The sequence below is a fragment of the Clostridium sp. genome (assembly GCF_050717535.1).
Lineage (GTDB): Bacteria > Bacillota > Clostridia > Clostridiales > Clostridiaceae > Clostridium_AD.
The window spans coordinates 1-23,432 of record NZ_JBOITM010000072.1; the positions used below are offsets into that span (position 1 = coordinate 1).

The window sequence follows — 23,432 nt, forward strand, 5'->3', positions numbered from 1 at the left end:
CTGACGCCCTAAATAAATTTTTTATTGCTATTTTTCTGTTATTTTACAATATATTCAAGTTAAACAAGTTAAAATTGGAATAGCCCAATATCCTAACGGATAAAACACAAGTTTTTGTGGTCTAATCTTTTTATTATATTAAAATAAATATCAAATACTCTTACACTCAAAAAAAAGTATATATTACGTATAATGCATTAGTCGTATTGCAATACGCATAATATATACTTTGGTTCAGTTAAATCTTAGCTGAACCAAAGCAGTTTTGTCTGTAACTCTTATTACAATTAAACTATAGGCATCTTTTTTGTCTATATCTTCTATAATCTTTGAAAACTTTTCATCTAGCATCCTTAAAACACTACCCGATTTAGTTTGAATTTCATACCCTTTAGAGTTTTTTATTATAAATAAATTTTCCCACTGATGAGGAGTATATTTATAAAAAATCATTTCAAAAATTATTCCTTGTTCATGAAGTAATCTTATTAAACTATTATACTCATCAGATAATACATCATTTTCACTATTCAAGTTTTGCATAGCATAATTATTATGTTCTAATAAATTGTTTTGCTGCATTATTTCTACTTCATATTGACTCTTCTTTTGATCTAGCTTAATAGTTTTATTTTTAATTTTCTCTAAATAATAGTCATTACCATTTTTATCCATTAATTTTACCTTGCCTTTCCTAGTATTCATTAGGTAGAATATAATCGAGGTGATTATAAATGAATAAGTTTATAGACTGGATCTTTTCCAATTTAAAATATATGTGTAAAAAAGTCAAATCATATCTAATGGAATTTTATAATGATACGAAATTTTTAATTGATAAACATTCCACATTAAACAAATTATACGATCCAATTATCAGTGAAAAAATTGACATAAACAAGTCTTTACAGGAAACTATAAAAATTCTAAAAAATAAAAATATTGAATCCAAAAATAATATATTAAAACTAGAAAGTAAAAATAAATTACTTCAATCTAAAATATCTATAATTCAAGATTTTTTGACTAAAAGACACGATTGATTATTACTTCCCCAGCTAATATATAATTAATATAATCAATAATATATTTATCTTTCGTTAATACTATAATGAGGTACAAACAAATAAATAGCAAGTTTATACTTGTTATTCATTTCATCCTACCTAGCATAACAATCTTAAAGTGAGGTGTTTTATATTGTTCCATAGTATGTGCGAAGATAAAATATACAAAAACTTATTTAATGGAGATTGGGTTACATCAACTAATACTATAGATATTTTTTCTCCTGTAGACAACAGTTTAGTAGGTAGCATCCCTGCTATGAGTAAAGATGAAGCTAATTTAGTTATTGCAAATTCAAAGGCCTCTCAAAAGGAATGGGCAAACATGGCAATTAGCTCTCGTGCATCAATTTTACATAAATGTGCTGCCCTACTTGATGAAAATGTTGATTACTTATCAGTCATCATGCAAAAGGAAATTGCTAAAGATAAACACTCTTGCGATGCTGAGATAAAAAGGACCGCAGATTTTATTAGATTTACTGCAGATGCTGGTAAAAATTTAGAAGGCGAAACTATAGGTGCAGATAATTTTCCTGGTTTTAAGAAAAACAAAATATCCTTTGTCACCAAAGTGCCAGTAGGTGTTGTCCTCGCAATTTCGCCTTTTAACTACCCCATTAATCTTTCTGCATCTAAAATAGCCCCAGCCCTTATTGGTGGAAATAGTGTAATTTTAAAGCCCTCCACTAAGGGAGCTATTAGTGCACTCCATCTGGCCGCAATTTTTCATGAAGCCGGAGTTCCAAATGGAGTTTTAAACACAATAACAGGTAAAGGCTCTGAAATAGGTGATTATTTAGTAACCCACAAGGATATCAATTTTATTAATTTTACTGGAAGTACAGAAGTAGGAAAACATATAGCTGTAATTGCCGGTATGGTGCCTATGATTATGGAGCTTGGTGGCAAAGATGCCGCTATAGTACTCTGTGATGCAGATATTGAAAATGCTGGTAAAGATATTGTTGCTGGTGCCTTTAGCTATTCAGGGCAACGATGTACTGCAGTTAAAAGAGTTCTAGTTATTAATGAGGTTGCAGACAACCTCATTGCCCAGTTAATGAAAAATATAAAATTATTAAAAGTAGGTGCTCCACAAGATGATTGCGAAGTAACTCCACTTATAGATAATAATGCTGCAGACTATGTTCAAGAACTTATAGATGATGCTTTGCATAAAGGTGCCACACTATTATATGGAAATAAGCGAATCAATAATCTAATATACCCAACCTTATTTGATAACGTAACTACAGACATGCGGCTAGCCTGGGAAGAACCCTTTGGGCCAGTACTGCCAGTGATTAGAGTTAAAAATATCGAAGAAGCTATACTCATTGCTAACGGATCTGAATATGGTCTTCAGACTTCTGTATATACTAAAAATATAGATGATGCCTTCAATATTGCTAATCAATTAGATGTAGGTACAGTTCAAATTAACAATAAGCCTGAAAGAGGGCCTGACCATTTTCCTTTCTCTGGAACAAAATCCTCTGGTATGGGCACTCAAGGTATAAAATATAGTATTGAGGCTATGACTAGATCAAAAGCCACAGTTTTACTAATAAATCCATAACATGATAAAAGAAGCAGTTAAATCATCACCTCGGTACTACTTTAACTGCTTCTATATTTACTTATTTTTATTTTCTTTTTCTAAATTTGTCTGGATTATATTTTTTACGGTTTCTGAAATCTCTGCTTTTTCTTCCTTTGACATATTATTCATATATATAGGCTTATCAATTATAAGCTTAGCATTTGCCTTTCTAACTTTTCCATTATTACCCTCCATTGCTTTATGAGTATCATAAAATGTTATAGGTACAATTGGAACTCCTGCCTTTATTGCTAGCCTCATACTACCTTTTTTGAATTCTCCCATAGTATTGCTTCTACTTCTAGTCCCTTCTGGAAAAATAATCATAGAATAACCATTTTTTAAATTTTCAACACCTTCAGCAATTGCCTTCAAAGCCTCTCTCGGATTTTCTCTGTCCATAAATACACAATGAATTTGCCTCATCCAATAGCTCATGACTGGTATTTTTTCCATTTCTTTTTTAGCAACTGCGCCAGTGAGTCTATTGGTATTAGCTAATATAGATGGTATATCAAAATTACTTTGGTGGTTTCCCACAAACACACAAGGTTCATTTGGTATATTTTCTCTTCCTATCACGGTCAAATTTAAATCTGCAATCCTAAGTACGAAATTGGACCATTTTAAAGCCACCTGAGTCACATACTCTTCTGCCTCTTCTTTAGTTTTATGTTTTTTAAAACTATTTAGCTTTATTTCCTTAAAGCCCGTCCCAATTAGATTAATAATAAGACGAAAATAAAAATATACGGTTTTCATATATCTGTCCCTTTCTCATATATCATTTTAACAACATTTTGGAAGCTTCAAGTCTGCCATCTTCTATAAGTGGAAGTTGCCTAGCCTAGAAGATTACTTTGGTGGCATTCTAAATCTGCTTCCAAAGTTGTTAATATTGCAGCATCGCAGATGATGATTTAATACTAAATCATCACAATTTATTATACTAGTTAATAAGCTCTACTACAAACTTTTCCTTAAGTTAATATCTAAACATAAATAAATATCCGCTTTTTTTTCAAATATTGATATTTTTCTATATAACTGGTTAAAATCACTTATATAATTTTAAATATTCACTAGGAGATTAATCGTATGCCAAAGAAAACCTGGATAACATATACCACAATTTGCATTTTCTTAGCTATTATAACTTTGGGTGTAGGTATAATAGTAATTTATAAACCTAGCATAAAAACTAACATAAGCCTTCAAAATAATATGGTCACACATTTTATTGATGTAGGACAGGGTGATTGTATCCTCATTCAAGTAAATAATAAAAATTTATTAATCGATAGTGGTACAGGTGATTCAAAATTAAAAGTAATTAGGTACTTAAAAAGAAATAATGTTACAAAACTTGACTATGTAATTGAAACCCATCCCCATGACGATCACATAGGCGGTATGGCTAGTGTAATTAAAACCTTTAAAATAGGCGAATTCTTCGCACCCAAAGTTACCTCTACCTCAGAGGCTTTTAAAGAAATGATCATAGCTTTAAAAAGCAAAGAGCTTAAAATAAAAATAACTAAACCTAATATAACTTTAGATTTAGGTCCCAATACCACCTGTATCATGCTATCACCTAATAAAACAATTTACAAAGATACTAATAATTACTCCTGCACAATAAGAGTATCTTACAAGAATTCAACTTACCTATTCACAGGTGATATACAAAAACTAAGTGAGGATGAGATTTTAGCTAAAAATTATGATATAAGTGCTGATGTGCTTAAAGTGGCTCATCACGGTAGCAATACATCAACATCGCAAGATTTTTTAAATAAAGTCTCCCCGAAAATCGCGGTAATATCCTGTGGAGCCTATAACAGTTATGGTCACCCAAATAGAGAAACACTAGATCAACTTGAAAAATTAAATTGCATGATCTATAGAACTGATTTAGATAAAGATATCATCCTAATAAGCAACGGCACAAATACAACTAGATATGGAGCAAAATAAAAAAACTAGATTACCTAGTTTTATCATTTAACTTGCCTCTACATACATAACCATAATTATCTCCAATCTTTGTCTATGATGTCCCATACCATTTTTCCCACTCTAGATATGGTAGTTATTCCATAAACATTGTTAGGTAAATTGCTGGCCATTACTGTAAAAATAAAATTTCCTTTTGGAATCATAATTAAGGCTGCATCATTTTCAACATTTTCAAGGCTACCACCTTTGTTTGCAACACTCTCTTGAACATTTCTGGGAATGTAAAAAGGTATTTTATTTGTAGCCTGCTGTTTTTTTAATATATTTAAAATCAAATTACTATTTTCTTCATTTAAATATTGCTTTAGATATAATAACTTAAAGCACTTGCTTAAATCAAAAGTAGAAGTAGTATTTTCTAATTCTTCCTGTTCTAATTTAATGTCTGTTGTAATCCTTTTCAAATTTGTGCTTTTAAGTCCCATATCTTTGAACAATTCATCTATTCGCTTAAGACTTAAGATATCGATAATTTTATTTGCTGCCGTATTATCACTTTGTATTAGCATGGCTATTAATAAATCACGAATTGAATATTCACTAGCTGAAAATTCATGTATTATTCCATTTGAGCCCTGAGTCCTATCCCCTGCTTCTATTTTAATTTTTGATTGCAATTCTATTTTTCCATTTTCCACTTCTTTAAGTAGCGCAATGGCTAGTGGTAATTTTATGCATCCAGCTGAAACCATTCCTTTGTTTTCATTAACTCCATAAAGATACCCACTATTTATTTCTTCAAAATAAAAACTGTAGTTACCTTCTCTAGTCTCTAAGTATTTTTTTATTACTTTCATAATATCCTCCTGACTTTCATATTAGGTAGATAAGAATCATTAATAGTTATCTACCATATTTTAATGTCATGCAAAAGTGGTCTATTAATCACCAAATGAAATTCCAATGGCCCTAGCTACTTTAACTAATTCTCCGTTAGGATTTACATTTTTAGTATCTCCTATAACATTTTCTAAATGTGCATAAGATATTTTATTTCCTGTAAGACAAACCATATTTCCAAATTTTCCTGCATCAATCAAATCCACAGCTGCTACCCCATACCTAGTAGAAAGCATCCTATCAAAAGATGATGTGATACCACCTCTTTGAATATGACCAAGAACCGTACATCTAATTTCATGATTTTCTACAAGACCTTCTAGATCATAAGCTAATTTGTTGCCTATTCCACCTAGTCTTATTGGGTCTGGACTGTCTGTTACTATTTTACTAACTACAACATCTCCACCTATTGGTTTCGCACCCTCTGCAACAACAATAATACTAAATAACTTACCTTCTCTTTCACGTTCTTCTATTTTTTCAACAATCTTATTAATATCAAAATCTATTTCAGGTATTAAAATTACATCTGCTGATCCTGAAACTCCAGATTCTAATGCTATCCAACCTGCATTTCTTCCCATTACTTCTAGTATCATTATCCTATGATGTGACTCAGCTGTAGTATGAAGTCTATCAAGAGCCTCTGTTGCTACTCCCACGGCAGTATTAAATCCAAAAGTAAAATCTGTAGATGCTAAGTCATTATCTATAGTCTTTGGAACCCCTATTACCTTAACACCTCTTCTGCCAAAATCCCTAGCACTTGTAAGTGTACCATCTCCACCAATAACAATTAGTGCATCCACACCTTCTTTTCTCATGTTTTCTATTGCTACATCTGATACATCCCTTTTAACTTCAATACCATCTTCTTCAACAGTGTAATCAAATAAATTATCTTTGTTAGAAGAATATAATATTGTTCCGCCTTTATGTTGAATTCCTGATACCGTTTCCAACGTTAGCGGCATTGTTTCATTCTTATATAGCCCTCTATATCCAAATCTATAACCAATTACTTCATAACCATAATTTAAAATTGCATTACGTGTAACTGCTCTAATTACTGCATTGAGGCCTGGACAATCTCCCCCACCAGTTAATACTCCTATTTTTTTAATTTGCTGTCCCATACACATTCCCCCAAACTCTATTTGACTCATTATACACCCTAATGTAGTAAATATAAATGATACACTCCTATTAATGAAATATTCTCAACTTTTCACAAATAGCATAACACAAATAAAAAAAACATCATAATATAAAATAATATAATCTATAAAAGGGCTAAATGTTGCATATTTCTAATATGTTGTATATCACATTAAGGATTAACACAACATATTAGCTCAGATTATACACTAAATCAAAAAAAATAATGTTTATATGGAGATATTAGCAAATTTAATTAGTCCTAACAATATTATACCTACTATTATCCTATATATAGCAAAAATTTTCATAGGTTTATTTTTTAGATAATTAACAAATTTTTCAACCACAATTAATGCAACTAAAAAGGCTGTTATAAAGCCAATAACCAAAGTAAGAATTTCCCCACTACTAAAACTCATTCCACTTTTAAATAGTGTTAAGGCTGTAGCCCCAACCATAGTTGGTATTGCTAAAAAGAAAGAAAACTCCGTTGCAGCAACTGTAGATACCCCACTAACCCAACCTCCCATTATAGTAGATGCCGACCTAGACATCCCTGGCCATAGTGCAAAGCATTGAAAAACTCCTATTTTTATTGATTGTTTAATAGTTATTTGTTCTACATTTTTTGTTCTATCCAAATGCCTAAACTTCTTCTCTATAATAAGCATAAGAACTCCACCAACTACTAATGCCAAAGCTACAGCACCTGGATTAAAAAGATATTCATCGATTTTATCACTTAGAATAAACCCTAATATTGCAGCTGGTATAAATGCCACTATAATATTAGTCCAAAACTTAATCCCTGATGGTTTTGCCTGGAAAAATTCCACAACTGATGTCCATATTTTATTCCAATACAAAACTATAATTGCAAGAATTGCGCCTAATTGAATGATTACTTCAAAGCTATTTGCAAATGCACTTTTAAAATTAATAGCATTTCCCACAATAATCATATGTCCAGTAGAGGAAATAGGAATAAACTCTGTTACTCCCTCTACTATAGCTATTATTATAGCTTTAAATATTAATATAATGTTCAAATTCATGTAATACCCGCTCCTTATAGCATTAATTTATAAAATCTTTTTTCATTATACTATATTAAAGAACGAGTATAATTAGAATTATACCTTATTGTTAAAATGTTTATTTCTCTATTATCACCTCCCTATCTAAGGTTTTACCATCTTGTGATAATTTAATAGAATTTGTCCCACCAACAATTTCTAAATCCAAATAAGTATCTACCTTTATATAGTCGCCTCCATTAACACTTATAAAGTAATTTGACAGCATATAACTATTCATAAATGCCCCAACTGTAAAATTTTCTATTTCTTCTGTGTCATTTTTAAGGTCTCTCTTTGCAAATATTAAAGTGGGAATCTTCTCCGTGTCACTATTTACATATTGTTTTTTTGGTGACTGCTTAAATACTTGTGGATTATTAACAAAGATTGTAGGTTGAATAAACCCTTCTTTTGTTTCTAATATAGGAAGCTTTTTACTTTTCAAAAATGTAAGTTTGGAATTACTTTTTAACTCCCCATATTTATTATTATCCACAGATATACTATAGCTTTGATAGTAGCTTGACATGTCTCTAATATATTTGCTGCTATTTTTCACACCGTTAATTTTAACCTTTTGTATTCCCTTGTCTACTATTTCAACTGCACCTAAGGGAATATCACCTTCGGTCATATAGCATCCATTGACACCATCTATCATTACCCACTTATTATATTTATCACTCCATATTTCACATACATTAAAGTAAGATTTTCCACTAATCTTTTTATCAGCACTTCGTAATATGCCTCTACGCACATTAATTCCAATGGAAGCTAAACATTCCTCATACATAATGGCATAATCACTATCTGATAATTTAGTTCCGTCAAAAGCTATTTTCATTATTTCTAAAGCATTTTTATCACTAGTCATAGCGGTACTTCCAGCTTTTACATTTTCGTTAAGAAATTTCATAATTTTCATTGAATTTTCAAGTCCATCAGCTTTTGGTTCTACAAGTTTCTGGAGTTTGTAGGTTTCTTTAACTTTTAATATGTTTTCATTCTCAGGGCTCAAATAATAAAAATGAATATTATCTCCAGTATAAAAATTTTCCCACTTAGTAATTTTAATACTTTCGTCGCTAGTATTAAAACCGTATTTAGCTTTAAAAATCAAAAAAATTAAGGCTACTGCTATAACAACAAAAAATATATTCCTAAATTGAATGCTATTTTTTCTCATAATACCTCCTCGTTTATATTTTTGTATCTCTTGATTATATAACTGTTATGAACCACTACATGTCCTGAAGTAAATACACATTTATTAATGAGTATATCATATATAAAGCAAAATTTACATAAAAATGCTCCCCTTTCTAGTAACAGATTTTAATTATTTGATCTGTTTCTCCAAGGGGAGCCTATAAATTTTAGCCGTCACTTTATTAGATTAATTACTTATAGGACCAGCCTTTTTTACACATTCTGAAACTCCTTTAAATTTACTGAAGTTTGCATGAAATTTAGCAGCTAATTCTTTAGCTTTTAAATTATACATCTCTTTATTTTCCCATGTATTTTCTGGATTTAATATCTCAGAAGGAACATTTGGCACCGCCACCGGAATTCCCACTTTAAATATTGGATGCTGTGTATATTGAGTATCCTTAAGCTTACCTTCAAGAGCAGCTTTTACCATAGCTCTTGTATAAGAAAGTTTCATTCTTGACCCTACACCATATCCACCACCGCTCCAACCTGTGTTTACTAAAAATACCTCAGTATCATGTTTATCTATTCTCTCACCTAAAAGTTTTGCATAAACTGATGGCCTCATCATCATAAAAGGTTCTCCAAAACAAGCTGAAAATGTAGCTAATGGTTCTGTAATTCCACGTTCTGTACCCGCAAGCTTACTTGTATATCCTGACATAAAATGATACATGGCAGCTTCCTTAGACAGTTTTGATATTGGCGGAATAACTCCAAACGCATCTGCTGTTAAAAATATTATAGTACTTGGGTTTCCACCAATTCCACTTAACTGTGCATTTGGAATATATTCTAATGGATATGCACCTCTTGTATTTTCTGTTAAGCTACCATCATCATAGTCAGGTATCTTATCCTCATCAAGCACAACATTTTCAAGAAGTGATCCGAATTTTAAAGCGCCATAAATTTCACTTTCTTTATCTTTATCTAGCTTTATAGTTTTAGCATAACACCCACCTTCAAAATTAAAGACCCCACTATCACACCAACCATGTTCATCATCACCAATAAGCTTTCTGTCTGGATCTGCTGATAATGTAGTCTTCCCAGTACCTGAAAGGCCAAAGAATACTGCTGTCTCACCATTTTCGCCTATATTAGCAGAACAATGCATTGGGAATACTCCTTTTAGAGGAAGTAAAAAATTCATTATTGAAAAAATAGATTTTTTAATTTCTCCACCATATTGAGTTCCACCTATTAACACAATTTTCTTATCAAAATTTATTATAACAAAAGCTTCAGAATTCACTCCGTCAATTTCTCCCTTTGCCTTAAATCCTGGAGCTGCAATAACTGTAAAATCAACATTATGGTCCTCTACTGTAGGTTTATCTGTCCTTCTTAATAGTTGATTGGATAGTAATGCCTCTGAAGCAAGCTCATTTACCACTCTAACGGGAAGGCTATATTCTTCCATAGCCCCAACATAACCATCAAAAACAAATATATCTTTATCACTTAAATATTTAGCCACCTTACTATATAAATTATCAAATATTTTCTCTTCAATGGGTAAATTTACGTCTCCCCAATTAATTAATTTCACAATACTTTCCTGCGAAACAATAAATCTATCCTTAGGAGACCTTCCTGTATATTTACCTGTATTTACAGCCAATGCTCCTGATTCTGTTAGTGTACCTTCTCCCTTTTGCAATGCAAAGCTTACTAAATCAGATACAGGTAAATTCCTGTATATTTTCTTTGATGTTTTTATATTTAAATAATTTAAATTTTGTAAATATTCCACAATATTACCCCCGATTATTATCTTATTGTTGCACCATCATAACTGTGTTCATTTATTTTTGTTACATTTATTTTTGTTACATTTATTTGTGTTACTATACTAACATATTACAACATTTTAACAACAAAATGCAAGAAAAGAATTACTCAAACTATATTTTAATATTCTTATGAATGTGTTCATTCATTATGATAAATTATACTTGTTATAGCATATGCTTTTGCCTTATATGATACAGTAACATATCTTATATTTGTTAGATGGACTATTAATGCTCTGCACCCTTTAATATCAAGTATATTGTTAATAAATATGACATTATTAACTTTTGTTTTCAGGATTTTTCCCAATTTAAAACATTTATTTTTTCTTTGTTAAATGAATGTTCTGAATTTTTAAAATTCACAAAAAAATATATATTAAACTAAACGAATTTAGTTTAATATATATTTCATTAAAAATTATGTTTATTCTTGTTAGACAAACTATTTTCTTATACTATATATTGCATATATTACCAAACAAGTTCCAATTATTTGCATATTTCCAATCTTCTCATGTAAAATAAAAAATGATAGAAGCATAGCCGTTGGTATTTCAAGATTTCCTATTATTGATACCTTTAGTGAGCCTATCTGCTTTATAGCTGCATATAATAATGTTAAAGGGATTATTTCGCAAAACAGTGCAAGTATAGTTGTATATCCAAATAACTTGGCAGTTACCTCCCCTCTAAAAATAAATAGAGGGAACTTATAAATCATAAGGCATATTAATGAAAAAAAAGTAGCATATGCGTTAATAGTTAACGGTGCAAGTCCTTGCAATTTTTCTTCACTATAAATATTCATAAAGGCATAAAACATTGCACAAATTAAGGCAAATATTACTCCCTTAAGTGAATATTTAAAGTTTCCAAATAATATATCCAAAGTTAATATACAACCAAAAAATGCTAAAAATACAGCAAATATTTTTTTATAACTCAGTGATTCACTTTTAAACACAGCTGAGTATATAAATACCATTAAGGGATAAGTGTATAATAATATAGCCACCATTTGAATTGGCAAATAGTTAAAAGATATATAATAAAACACTGTCATAAATGTATTTCCAATGGCGCCCAGCACCCCCAATCTTAATAGTTGAACTTTTGTAACCGTAAATGCTTCTTTTTTAAAAAGAAACATAAATACAAACATTAATGGTACGGCTATAATATATTGTAAGGTTAATAAACTTATGGAATCAATTCCCCCCACAAAAGCTAGTTTTACAAAAAGCCCTGCACTTCCAAATAAGATAGCAGAAAGAATTGAATAAATATATCCTTTTTTCAAAATAACACACCTTTCGGTCCTCTAATAATATAATGTAAACATCATAAGAGTCCATCAAATTAATTTTACCAAATGCACTGGTAAAAAGCTAGAATATTTAATCACCATTTAAATTAATATGTTAGACATTTATGCAACTATGTTATAAAATTATATTGACTTAATATAATTTTATTTATTGTTTTAAACATGATAGAGGGAGGGTATTGTTTGAAAAGATCACGTTTAAGAATAATTAACAGAAATAAAGCAATAAAAAATATCTCTTTACTACTATTTTGTTGTATAATTTTAACCACAGTTGCCGTTAAAGCTATTTCATTTTCATTAAAAAAGCTTAGTGAAAATAATATATCTAAAGAAGAAAAATCTACTTCTTTGAAAATGACTTCTAATAGCAAAGATATGCCTGCTAATTCTGTGGGAATAGATAAATCTAAGCCAGTAGAGACATCTACTGCGATAAAAAACACAGAGGTGCTTTTATCTGCTGTGGGAGACTGTACTATAGGAACTGATACTAATTTCGATTACGCTAGCAGTCTTCCTGCTATAGTATCAAATTCTAACAAGGATTTCTCTTATTATTTTGAAAATGTATATAGTATTTTCAGTAGCGACGACATTACAATTGCCAATTTAGAAACAACCTTTACGGATTCAACTGATAAAGCAGAAAAACAATTTAACTTCAAGGCCCCCAGTGATTTTGCTAAAAGTTTAACCCTAGGCTCTATTGAGGGAGTGAATCTTTCTAATAACCATATTTATGACTATAAGGAAAAGGGGTTTAAAGATACTAAGCTTGCCCTCCAAAATGAAAAGGTGAACTACTTTGGAGAAGGCTCAAAATGGACTCCAAAAATTAAAGATCATTCCTTTGGATTTTTGGGCTATAGAGGTTGGTCCACAGAGCAAAGTTTTCTTAATGGTGTAAAGAAAGATATTGCGCAGTTAAAAAAGACTAACTCAGTTGTGATAATAAATTTTCACTGGGGAAATGAAAATCAGCATTATCCTATTGATGCTCAAAAACAGGTTGCACACTTTGCAATTGACAATGGTGCAGACATAATACTAGGTCATCACCCACATGTAATTCAAGGCATTGAACAATATAAAAATAGGATTATCGCCTATAGTTTGGGAAATTTCTGCTTTGGTGGAAATTCTAATCCCAAAGATAAGACTACTTTTATTTTTCAAAGTAATTTAAAATTCACAAATAATAAGTTAACAGCTATAGGTGTAAGGGCTATTCCTTGCAGTATATCTTCCGTGGATTATAAAAATGACTATCGCCCAACTCCTCTTAAGGGTGATGCTAAGATAACCACCCTAAGTACCTTAAATAGACTTTCACAAAATTCAGGTTTTAAAATAAGTGATAAGTTTTTCTATATAAATGTCAATAATTAAATATAACAATTTAATTATAATGTTAATTTTAATTATTACTAATAGTAACAATTAAACAGTAATAGGTAAATGTAATATTGCAAATTAATAATACTCATATGCCTAAGTACAATTAAAGGATGTGTTAGAAATTAAAATTCAGTCATTGCTCAGTATACTCGCTTCGAAGTTTATTATGAAATTATCAAAGGTCTTATTTAAAGGTGGCACCAATTTTCCCGGCAAAATTGCCTTAAAGTTTGATAAAGATATTTTGAAAACCATAGCTAATAATTATGATGTCATACTTATAACAGGTACAAATGGGAAAACCACCACAACAAGCATGATTTATAGCATCATAAAAGCTAGTAACAAACCAGTAATTACTAATAATACTGGTGCAAATATGTATACAGGAATAGTCGCCTGTTTTATTTCCAATTATTCTTTTAAAAAATCAACGCAAAGAAAGATTGCTGTTATAGAAGTGGACGAGGCCAATGTTAAGTTTATAACCGATTATATATCTCCAAAAATCATTACTATTACCAATCTATTTAGAGACCAACTAGACAGATACGGCGAGGTATACACAACTCTAAAGAAGATAATAGAAGGTGTTGAAAAGAGCCCATCTTCCACTCTTATTCTCAACGGTGATGAATCACTACTTGGAAACACAAACCTACCAAACCCTATAATATACTATGGATTTGGTACTAAGGTTAATGACAACAAAATTGTAGACATAAATGCAGATGCTAAGTTTTGCACCGTATGCAAGGCTCCTTATAAATATAATTTTATTACCTATAATCATCTAGGTGATTTCTACTGCAGTAAATGTGGATATAAAAGACCAGCTCTTACATATTCTATAGATAAAGTTGTTGAACTTTCCACAAGTGGCTCCACGGTTCACATTAATAATAAGGAGTACTACATAAACCAGCCAGGTACTTACAACATTTACAATGCTCTCTGCGCATACTCTGTAGCTAAGGTGCTAGACATTTCAGACAATACTATAGAGCAATCACTTAAAACCGTAGCTAGTAGCTTTGGTAGACAAGAGACATTAAATATTGAAGGCATCGAGGTTAAAATAATATTAGTTAAAAATCCTGCGGGCTATGATGAAGCTGTAAATACTATTAATCTCGACAAAAGAAAAATTAATTTGTCTCTTCTTTTAAATGATAATTACGCAGATGGAAAAGATGTTTCGTGGATTTGGGATGTTAATTTTGAACGTTTAACTTCTCTTAATATCAACAAGATTATGATTTCTGGAATACGTCTTTACGATATGGCAATAAGGCTTAAAGTAGCAGGCTTTAAACCAGATTCCTTCCTCCTGTGCAAAGACGACGAATCATTACTTAATGAAATTAAAGCTTGTGATGGAAAAATAGTTTATGTACTAGCTACCTATACAGCTATGATAAACTTAAGAAAGTTTTTACATGCTAAAGGGTATATAGATAAAATTTGGTAACATTATAACAAACAAAATATAATTAGAAGGTGAGTAATATGGAAATTAATATCTGTCATTTATATCCTGATCTACTTAATGTATATGGTGATGTAGGAAATATTTTAATATTGAAACACAGAGCTGAATCCCGAGATATAAAAGTAAGTATCGTTAATGTATCCATGGGGGATATTTTTAATGAGGAAGATTATGATATTGTTTTCTTTGGTGGGGGACAAGATTATGAGCAGGCAATAGTTTCCCCAGACTTAATAGAATTCAAAAAATCTGCCATAGACAACTATATTCAAAGTGGAAAAGTATTTTTAGCCATTTGTGGAGGATATCAATTGCTTGGGAAATATTATACCACCCCCGAGGGTGAAAAACTTGAGGGTCTTGGTATTTTAGATATTTACACAGAAGGTGGAGATAAACGTTTCATAGGCAACACAGTTATTCATAATGAAGCTTTTGATGAAACCTATGTAGGCTTTGAAAATCATTCTGGCAGGACTTATATAAATGGTTTAAAACCACTTGGAAAAGTTCTAGCTGGATATGGTAACAACGGAGAAGATGGTTATGAGGGTTGTGTTTATAAAAATACTTTCTGTACCTATTTTCATGGGTCTCTTTTATCTAAAAATCCTGAGCTTGCAGATAGGATACTCTCACTAGCCTTAAACAATAAATATAATGAGGTAGCTTTAACAACCCTTGATGATAGTTTAGAAATTAAAGCTAAGGAATTCATAATTAATAGAGAAACTTCTAAATAAAAAATAAAAAAGTATATATTACTACTAATGCATTCATTTCGCTAAGAACTACTAATTTTATTTTTAATTAAGCTGCTAAAAAATATAAACTCGCTTCGCTCAAACATATATTTTTCTTAACGCAGCTTAATTTAAAATAAAATAAGAAGTTCTAAAGCTTATTCAAATGCATTATACGTAATATATACTTTTTTTTGCGACTAAAAACATTTGATAGAAATATTAACTCTCATCTATAAAAAAGTTATCCACATTATTTTCCGCAAGCTGTTTCCTATATAATAAAAAAAAGATGTAGGTTTAGGAAAATCCTAAACCTGCATCTTTATTATTTTATATCTACATTTTTTTCTCTAATTGTATAGCTAAAGTAAAGTACTTTATGGATTCAGCAACACTGCCAAGTTTATGGTACATACTTCCCATCTCTAAATAACGCATATATATATCTTGCTTTCCGCCAAATTTGAGTAGTGAATCTAGTGATAAATTCATATACATCTCTGCACTAGATGAATTCCCTTGCTTGTCAAGAATAATTGCTTTATAGTAATATCCTTTTTCAATGAATTTAATATCATTTAAGTTAATTGCATAGTTTAATACTTCATCTGAAATAGATTGTGCAAGCTCCAACACATCATTTTCAATAAGCTCATTAACACAATCCAGCATAAATCTAACTAGTCCTACCTTGTTATCCCTAGGATAGCTACTTAATCCCTTATTTATATATTTGATAGCTGTAGCTTTCATATTACAGTCAAACATTGTGGACCCATAATTATAAATAGCTACTGCCTTATTGGATGCTTTATCTTTATAAAGCTTATAGGATTTTTTTTCATATTCCTCAAACTTACCATTGTTCATTCTTATAGATAACATTGCTAACATATGATATATCTCAGCAGCTTTAAATTCCGTATCCACATAATCTACCAAATCTAATAATCTGCTACCTACTTCGTAAGCTCTCTCATAATTTTTCAACATAATATTGCAAGCGGCCTCATTATAAGTCACAATAATCAATTTTTTATAATTAGGAATTTCATTGTTTCTTAACCTATGCCTAACATTACAATAATAGCTAGATGCTTGAAGAAATTCCTCTTTTATATATAAGAGTCTTGCCATGTCTATATAGTAAGTTAATTGATTATCATTATTAGATGTTTTTAAATACAAATCATAATACTCTGAAGTAATTGATTGCGTCTTTTCAAAGTCTCTTTTGTCTAAATAGAAATTAAACAACATATGGATTAATTCAATAGCAAAGTCATAGTAGTTGTATTTTTCAGCAAACTCTAAATTATAGGATACTCTAGCCTCAAAGTCATTATCCTTTAAATCTTTGCTATCCTTAGATTTATTATCCTTAGCTTTGTTATCATTAGATTTATTATCCTCCATTTCTTCTTTTAATACCACAATATTTGTCTCAACTTGTTCTTTTACATTTTCATTTAAATATCCAATATCTATATCTAATTTTTCACTTATTAGTTCCAATACCCATGGTTCTGCCATAACTTTGTTGTTTTCTATACAACTCATCTTAGATACTGAGATTTTGTCAGCACACATTTCTCTCAATGTATACCCTTTATAAATTCTAGTCCTTTTAATCTTTTCTCCCGTTGATAATATTTCCATTTTCATCACCTATCTATAGATTAGATAACTATTTTATGACGCATGCCATAAAATAATTTTATTTAAATCACTTAATCATTCCAAGTTTGTTAAATAACTCTACACCCTCATTTAGATATCTAGCCGCCTGTTTATCTTTACCACCGTCAATATAGAACTTCCCAATCATTATTGAAATCTCTGCTGCTTCCTTAGTTTGTTCTTGTTCTTTTACAAAACTCAGTGCTTGTAACAATGTGTTTTCTGCTTCATTCATATTACCTTCTAATAAATCAATCTTATATTTTAATAAATAATATTGATGCAATGCTGTATGATTACCATCTTCCACATATTCTAAAATACGTTCTAAAGCTTCTCTCGCTTTACTTATAGCCTTAAGCTTGATATAATTTTCACATATATTAGCTAATGTATCAACTAACTTTAAATCCTTAGTCTTTTGTCTTATTTCCTTAGCTTTATTTAAGTGAATAAAGGATTGTTCCATATTTTCAAACTCATAAAATAATCTTCCTAAATTATTCTCTATTTCAGAAACATAAGTTAAATTATTGATTTCATAAAATACTTTCAAAGTAATCTTGGAATATTTTATTGCATTCTTAATATCACCTTTTTCATTATACTCATTTGCCAATAATAAAAGTGAATTAGCATATTCTTTTTTACTATCTATTTGCTTAAATTTTTCTTGAGCCAAATAGGAGTATTTTATAGCTTTTTCCATGTCTTCTAACTTAAAATAAGTGTAACCTATATAATAGTATATTTCACCTAATAAAAAGTCATTTCCCATTTCATTGTCTATAAAAACCTTTTCAGCTTGCTGAAAGTAGCTTGAAGCTGACTGATATCCCTTAAGTTTAAGTGTTATTCTCCCAAGTTTTAGAAAAGTCTTTATTATTTCTTCATAAGAGTTATTCTTTATAAATATAACATTTGAGGAAAGAAAAACCTGTTGAGCAGATGCGATCTCTTCCCTAGCCATGTATATATCCCCTCTTAATGATAAATTTCTGGCTTTCCTATATTCCAATTTATATTTTTCAGAATAATATAGTGATTTTTCAATATTTTGCTCCGCCTGTACTAGATCGCTATTTAGAATAAGTGATTCAGCAATGTTTTCATAAAATAAACATATTTTTTCAGCTTGAGTTTCTTCTGACTCCATTAGATATTCAACAGTTGTATTTAAAGCATTTGCTAAATATTCTAAAAGGTCCATACTAGGATTAGATTTTCCAGATTCAACCAGACTAATTTGTCCTGGAGTTATTCTCGCTCCTGCAAGATCTTTCAATGTCATATTGAGTTCTTTTCTTTTTCTCTTGATTTTTTCACCTAAAGACAATATTTCCATAATCACTCTTCCTTCGCTGCATGGTAATATTAATAATATTGTATATAATATTATTAATTTAAACAACCTTAGACAATTTACTCAATTATAACATAGTTTCCATTTAAACTGCAAAATATTTCTAATAAATTTTAAATTTTAGGAGATATCATTAAAAAACTCCACACCATATAATGTTATATGGTGTGGAGTTTTTTAATGATATTTATAAAATATAGTCCTTCATGCTATCAAACACATCTTCTGCCATGTTTTTTACCATTTTGCCAGTTTTCCTAACTCTTCTTTTTGTGCTTCTATCCATATTAGGCATTAACATCGCACTTGCAACTACTCCAATTATAGCACCTGTTGTAATTGTTGATATAAATCTACCCGCCATAAGTTACACTTCCTTTCTTTATTTATTCTTTATAGCATGTGCATTTTTTGAAATAATTAGTCTATTTTAAAAAAAGTTATGAATTACTACCAATAATTCTCCCATTGCACTCTAATAAGTGTTTAATGAACTTTGTTTTTTCTTTGTCACTTAAATTATCTATTAAACTATTTGCCGCTTCTGGATTTATATTATATTCATTAATAATATCATTAAAGCCATACACCTTAACTTCTTCTTTCTCTGCTTTATCTCTTTTATCCACATGATTATCAACAGGTTCCACAATAATAATATTATTTTCACCCTTAGGAGCTAATTTTAAAATTTCTTCTTTTACATCAGGACTCGCTACATTTATAATATTTTTCTTAAGCCATTTTTCTACCACCTTATCTGACTTTATCCCTAATTTTTCTTTACACTTTTCATCAACAAGTTCATTAAACAAATCTCCCGTGTGACTATCCACCTTAACAAACAAAATTTCTAGTCCGCTGTTCATGAGTTCTTGCATTTTCTTATAATATTCCTTTGATGATTCTTCGCGCCTTTCCCAAAAACCCGTAGCATGATAACAAATTCCTACATAATCATGAAAAATTAACACCTTCTTTTCACCTCTGCCCAGGGCATACTGAGCCCCTTTTACTGCGCCTTCTAATTCCCCTGCTATTTGTCTTATATTTTTTGCCGCTTCACTTTTTCCTGCTCCACCTTCTATATGAAGAACTACTTCCTTTTGAACAGCCACCATTCCATAAGAATACTCTTCTGTGGCAGAATTATAGCTACCATCCACATAAATATGAAGACAATCTTTCGGATAATTATTATCTGCTTTTTTTAGTGAACTTCCTGCATCATTTAGGAACTTTTCAGCTTCATTTATATCCTCAAAGCTCTTATACTTAGCTCCTTTTACACCTTTTACATATTTTAAGCACTCTGCCCAAGTGTTGACTATTTTATTTTCTATTTTCTGGTTAGTATTAGAATTAAAGCCCTCTTTTATTGCGTAAACTTTCTTTGCCATTTTATCCATTCTCCTTCGTGTAAATGTATTTCATACCCTAAAACTTTTTCATAATTGTAGTTCAAACTTAGAGTCATATGGAATACCACTATATCTATTATAAATAAAGTATACAACAAATTATGAATTTATCAATTGCATTTTTTACAATATTTACATTTCCAAATTCTATGAGTATCGTTGGACAAGGCCTTAAAAACATATTATACTAATCCTTGTAGTACATATTACAATCTCTCAATTTGTAGAAAAGAGAAAAAATAAAATATATAAAAGGATGGTGAATGAGGCGACTTAGCTACTATATTAAATCTATAGTGCTTTTATCGCTTTGAGCTTATGAATAAAATTAAAAACAAGTATATTTTACTTCCTGTTATAACTGCAATTTTTTCATTAGTATTCCTCATCTTTGTGAGTAATACTTTTAAAATATCTACGGATAAATTATATATAGATTTTCTAAAAGATGCCTCTTCTAAAAACATATCCACTGTATATGTAACTGCCTCTCCTAAAATTCAAGTTAAACTTAAGGATGGTAGTATTTATGAAACAGATAATCCACGAACAAATAATTTCAAAGAAAATTTATTAAAAAGTGGAATAAACGTTTCTGAGCAAACTTTAACAAATCCTGCTGAAATAGCTTCAATTGCAGGCTTTGTAATATCACTTATAGTGCTTGGAATTATGGCCTTTAAATCTTCAAAGATAAAAACGAAAAGCATGTTCTCAGCTACAAATCTTGATGTAGCTTGCGTTGAGGATATAGGTTTTAACTTTGATAATGTAGCAGGTAACGAAGAAGCTAAAGATAGTGTACAAGATATAGTAGATTTCCTTAAAAACCCTAAAAAATATTCAGCTTATGGTGCTCGAATGCCAAAAGGACTGATTTTATATGGTGATCCTGGAACTGGTAAAACCTTACTTGCAAAAGCTGTGGCTGGAGAAGCAAACGTACCTTTTTATGCTGTATCCGGTTCAGATTTTGTTCAGATATATGTAGGGGTTGGTGCTGGAAGGATTAGAAGTTTATTTAAAAAAGCAAGAAGTCATGGCAAAGCAGTTATCTTTATCGATGAGATTGATGCTATTGGTAAGAAAAGAGATAACGGAAGTGGTGGTGGTTCTGACGAAAAAGATCAGACACTTAATGCCTTGCTTACAGAAATGTCTGGTTTTAATGAAACAGAAGGCATAATTATAATTGCAGCAACCAATAGACTTGATATGTTAGATCCCGCTCTACTGCGTCCCGGCCGTTTTGATAGACATATTGAAGTTACCTTACCTGACGTATCCGCTAGAGAGAAAATTTTAAAGCTTCATCTTAAAAATAAACCTATAAAGGATATAGATTATTCGGAGTGGGCACATAAAACTACATCTTTTTCAGGTGCAAAACTAGAGAACTTAGCCAATGAAGCAGCTATTATTGCCTGCAAAGATAATTCTTGTTTCATTGAAAATGAACATTTAGATAAAGCTTATTCAATAATGCTAGCTGGTTATGAGAAAGTGAATAGAGGCTATATTAAAGATGTAGATAGAAAAATTACTGCCTTCCACGAAGCAGGACATGCTTTAATTTCACTTAAAGTGTTGCCAAATGATAAAGTATCAAAAGTAACTATAATTCCAACTACTAAAGGTGCAGGCGGTTATACACTAAGTATTCCTGAAGAGACTCTGTATCATAACAAGGAGCATTTAAAGAAAAAAATAATGGTACTTTTAGGTGGTAGGGCAGCTGAAGAAATTATTTTCGGACAAGATCATGTAACCACAGGTGCTTACAATGACCTGCAAAGAAGTACCCAGTTAGTAACAAGCATGGTAACAGAATATGGTATGGGTGAAGCACTGGGGCTACTTACTATGAACAAACTAAGTGACTCAGGACTTGCAAATCAAGAAGCGGTATTTTCAGAATGTAAAAACACAATTTCAGAATTATATGAAGAGGTCAAAAATATCCTTACAGATGGAAAAGAAGTTCTGGAATCTATGACAGATTTATTAATCCAAAAAGAAACTATATATTATGAAGATTTAATTAATATTGTTGGAGACAAAAAAAATAAAATTGCATAAAACATATCAGGCCCCTCAAGATAAATCCTTGAGAGGCCTTCTTTTTTAACTTACCCAGGGTGTAGTTCTACTCCGTGGTCTGGGTGGCTAACTCTCTGTTCTAAAAGAAACCAAGAATGCCACTAGCATTCCGCCCATAAGTCCACCCATATGGGCGAAATTATCGATATTAGGCAATGTTGCTCCAATAAATATATTTATAAATATTACTGATAAAATGCTTTTTATAAATCCACTACCCGTTTTGCCCTTAGACTTAACTGCAAAAATAAGTACTGCTCCAAGTAATCCAAAGATTGCACCGGATGCTCCAATAGAAACACTCGTTGAAAAAATATAACTGAATACAGATGCAATTATTCCAGAAATAAAATAAATAGCAATGTATTTTACCTTGCCATAAACCTTCTCAACCATTGGCCCAATAGCATAAAGCGAATACATATTTACAGCTAAATGCACAAGCCCGCCATGTAAAAACATACAAGAAATAAGCCTGTAATACTGCCCATTTTGGATTAACTCATTAACTTTAGCTCCAAGCAAAATTAGAACATTGATATCACTATTAAGTATACTACCTTTTGCATAAACAAGACTTAAATAAGCCGTAATTATATACATAATAACATTTATACTTATAATACCTATAGTAATCCAAGGTTTATCTTCTAAATTTATTTTTTCCTTACTACTTCTCAAATTGTTATTGCTCATTACAGAAGCTAGCTCCTGAACTACCTGCAAATTAACATTTTGAGAATAGTTTACTTTCTTACCTTTTAATTCTACTCTAATTGTTGGTTTTTCTGATAAATTATTCATTGAAAGGGCCTGGTTATCTTTTTCTAAACTCAGTTCATCATCAGAGAATAGTATATATATATTGTTTTTGTCCTCTAAAATATGGTATTGTTTTAACTTATCTAGGCTCTGGGAGTTCATAAATATTAATCTGTACTGCACTCCACTTATATCTTTGCTCAATGTCCATAGTTCAGAATTGTTATCCCCACTTTTTATATTGTCTAATAAATATCCATATTGCCTCGTAAGACCATTCATAACTATTTCTATATTTTTTTCTTTCATATTTTGCTCCTATATGGTGTCACTCACGTGACAAAT

General features: G+C 30.6%; 20 protein-coding genes. 7 read left to right on the forward strand and 13 right to left on the reverse strand.

Features of this window, described 5'->3' with window-relative positions:
• Positions 1-234: 234 nt before the first annotated feature.
• Positions 235-705, reverse strand: a complete 471-nt coding sequence (locus ACREVU_RS12770) for a hypothetical protein (protein WP_431551981.1) — start codon at positions 703-705, stop codon at positions 235-237.
• Positions 706-776: 71 nt separating this feature from the next.
• Between ACREVU_RS12770 and ACREVU_RS12775 the strand changes: the two genes are divergently transcribed.
• Together ACREVU_RS12775 and ACREVU_RS12780 are read left to right on the forward strand one after the other, a co-directional pair.
• A complete protein-coding gene (locus ACREVU_RS12775; protein ID WP_431551982.1) occupies positions 777-1,043 on the forward strand; it encodes a hypothetical protein in 267 nt (88 codons plus the stop codon).
• Positions 1,044-1,212: 169 nt separating this feature from the next.
• The gene (locus ACREVU_RS12780) at positions 1,213-2,649 is read left to right on the forward strand and encodes an NADP-dependent glyceraldehyde-3-phosphate dehydrogenase (RefSeq protein WP_431551983.1); all 1,437 of its coding nucleotides are present in this window, start codon (positions 1,213-1,215) and stop codon (positions 2,647-2,649) included.
• A 57-nt stretch (positions 2,650-2,706) separates the two neighbouring features.
• Here ACREVU_RS12780 and ACREVU_RS12785 read toward each other — a convergent pair whose 3' ends face one another.
• On the reverse strand, positions 2,707-3,435 hold the full coding sequence (locus ACREVU_RS12785; RefSeq protein WP_431551984.1) for a lysophospholipid acyltransferase family protein: 729 nt from the start codon (positions 3,433-3,435) through the stop codon (positions 2,707-2,709).
• A gap of 336 nt (positions 3,436-3,771) precedes the next feature.
• On the opposite strand from ACREVU_RS12785, the gene ACREVU_RS12790 reads away from it, so the two are divergent.
• Complete coding sequence (locus ACREVU_RS12790) at positions 3,772-4,650, forward strand: ComEC/Rec2 family competence protein (protein ID WP_431551985.1); 879 nt, start codon at positions 3,772-3,774, stop codon at positions 4,648-4,650.
• 56 nt (positions 4,651-4,706) lie between these two features.
• On the opposite strand, the gene ACREVU_RS12795 is transcribed toward ACREVU_RS12790, so the two are convergent.
• The 6 genes from ACREVU_RS12795 to ACREVU_RS12820 all read right to left on the reverse strand — a co-directional run bounded on the left by ACREVU_RS12795 (position 4,707) and on the right by ACREVU_RS12820 (position 12,095).
• Complete coding sequence (locus ACREVU_RS12795; RefSeq protein WP_431551986.1) at positions 4,707-5,489, reverse strand: serine hydrolase; 783 nt, start codon at positions 5,487-5,489, stop codon at positions 4,707-4,709.
• 84 nt (positions 5,490-5,573) lie between these two features.
• Entirely contained in the window at positions 5,574-6,671 is a 1,098-nt protein-coding gene (locus ACREVU_RS12800; RefSeq protein ID WP_431551987.1) for a 6-phosphofructokinase, read from the reverse strand.
• A gap of 252 nt (positions 6,672-6,923) precedes the next feature.
• Positions 6,924-7,751: an undecaprenyl-diphosphate phosphatase gene (locus ACREVU_RS12805; protein WP_431551988.1), complete on the reverse strand. Its 828-nt coding sequence runs from the start codon at positions 7,749-7,751 to the stop codon at positions 6,924-6,926.
• Positions 7,752-7,851: 100 nt separating this feature from the next.
• Positions 7,852-8,964 carry a hypothetical protein gene (locus tag ACREVU_RS12810; RefSeq protein ID WP_431551989.1) on the reverse strand — a complete coding sequence of 371 codons (1,113 nt, stop codon included), beginning with the start codon at positions 8,962-8,964 and terminating at the stop codon, positions 7,852-7,854.
• Between the two features lie 210 nt (positions 8,965-9,174).
• The gene (pckA, locus tag ACREVU_RS12815; protein WP_431551990.1) at positions 9,175-10,752 is read right to left on the reverse strand and encodes a phosphoenolpyruvate carboxykinase (ATP); all 1,578 of its coding nucleotides are present in this window, start codon (positions 10,750-10,752) and stop codon (positions 9,175-9,177) included.
• A gap of 485 nt (positions 10,753-11,237) precedes the next feature.
• The gene (locus ACREVU_RS12820; RefSeq protein WP_431551991.1) at positions 11,238-12,095 is read right to left on the reverse strand and encodes a DMT family transporter; all 858 of its coding nucleotides are present in this window, start codon (positions 12,093-12,095) and stop codon (positions 11,238-11,240) included.
• A 210-nt stretch (positions 12,096-12,305) separates the two neighbouring features.
• Between ACREVU_RS12820 and ACREVU_RS12825 the strand changes: the two genes are divergently transcribed.
• The 3 genes from ACREVU_RS12825 to ACREVU_RS12835 all read left to right on the forward strand — a co-directional run bounded on the left by ACREVU_RS12825 (position 12,306) and on the right by ACREVU_RS12835 (position 15,758).
• The gene (locus tag ACREVU_RS12825; protein ID WP_431551992.1) at positions 12,306-13,514 is read left to right on the forward strand and encodes a CapA family protein; all 1,209 of its coding nucleotides are present in this window, start codon (positions 12,306-12,308) and stop codon (positions 13,512-13,514) included.
• A 121-nt stretch (positions 13,515-13,635) separates the two neighbouring features.
• Positions 13,636-14,994: a MurT ligase domain-containing protein gene (locus ACREVU_RS12830; protein ID WP_431551993.1), complete on the forward strand. Its 1,359-nt coding sequence runs from the start codon at positions 13,636-13,638 to the stop codon at positions 14,992-14,994.
• A 38-nt stretch (positions 14,995-15,032) separates the two neighbouring features.
• Positions 15,033-15,758, forward strand: a complete 726-nt coding sequence (locus tag ACREVU_RS12835) for a type 1 glutamine amidotransferase (RefSeq protein ID WP_431551994.1) — start codon at positions 15,033-15,035, stop codon at positions 15,756-15,758.
• Positions 15,759-16,097: 339 nt separating this feature from the next.
• Here ACREVU_RS12835 and ACREVU_RS12840 read toward each other — a convergent pair whose 3' ends face one another.
• The 4 genes from ACREVU_RS12840 to ACREVU_RS12855 form a co-directional block, all read right to left on the reverse strand.
• The gene (locus ACREVU_RS12840; protein WP_431551995.1) at positions 16,098-17,420 is read right to left on the reverse strand and encodes a helix-turn-helix domain-containing protein; all 1,323 of its coding nucleotides are present in this window, start codon (positions 17,418-17,420) and stop codon (positions 16,098-16,100) included.
• 67 nt (positions 17,421-17,487) lie between these two features.
• Positions 17,488-18,786, reverse strand: coding sequence for a helix-turn-helix domain-containing protein (locus ACREVU_RS12845; protein WP_431551996.1), 1,299 nt, complete (start codon positions 18,784-18,786; stop codon positions 17,488-17,490).
• Between the two features lie 205 nt (positions 18,787-18,991).
• Entirely contained in the window at positions 18,992-19,168 is a 177-nt protein-coding gene (locus ACREVU_RS12850) for a YtxH domain-containing protein (protein WP_431551997.1), read from the reverse strand.
• A 76-nt stretch (positions 19,169-19,244) separates the two neighbouring features.
• Complete coding sequence (locus ACREVU_RS12855) at positions 19,245-20,204, reverse strand: ribonuclease H1 domain-containing protein (protein WP_431551998.1); 960 nt, start codon at positions 20,202-20,204, stop codon at positions 19,245-19,247.
• Positions 20,205-20,543: 339 nt separating this feature from the next.
• On the opposite strand from ACREVU_RS12855, the gene ACREVU_RS12860 reads away from it, so the two are divergent.
• Positions 20,544-22,304, forward strand: coding sequence for an ATP-dependent metallopeptidase FtsH/Yme1/Tma family protein (locus ACREVU_RS12860; RefSeq protein ID WP_431551999.1), 1,761 nt, complete (start codon positions 20,544-20,546; stop codon positions 22,302-22,304).
• Between the two features lie 87 nt (positions 22,305-22,391).
• Here ACREVU_RS12860 and ACREVU_RS12865 read toward each other — a convergent pair whose 3' ends face one another.
• Positions 22,392-23,396, reverse strand: a complete 1,005-nt coding sequence (locus tag ACREVU_RS12865; protein ID WP_431552000.1) for a rhomboid family intramembrane serine protease — start codon at positions 23,394-23,396, stop codon at positions 22,392-22,394.
• Positions 23,397-23,432: the final 36 nt, after the last annotated feature.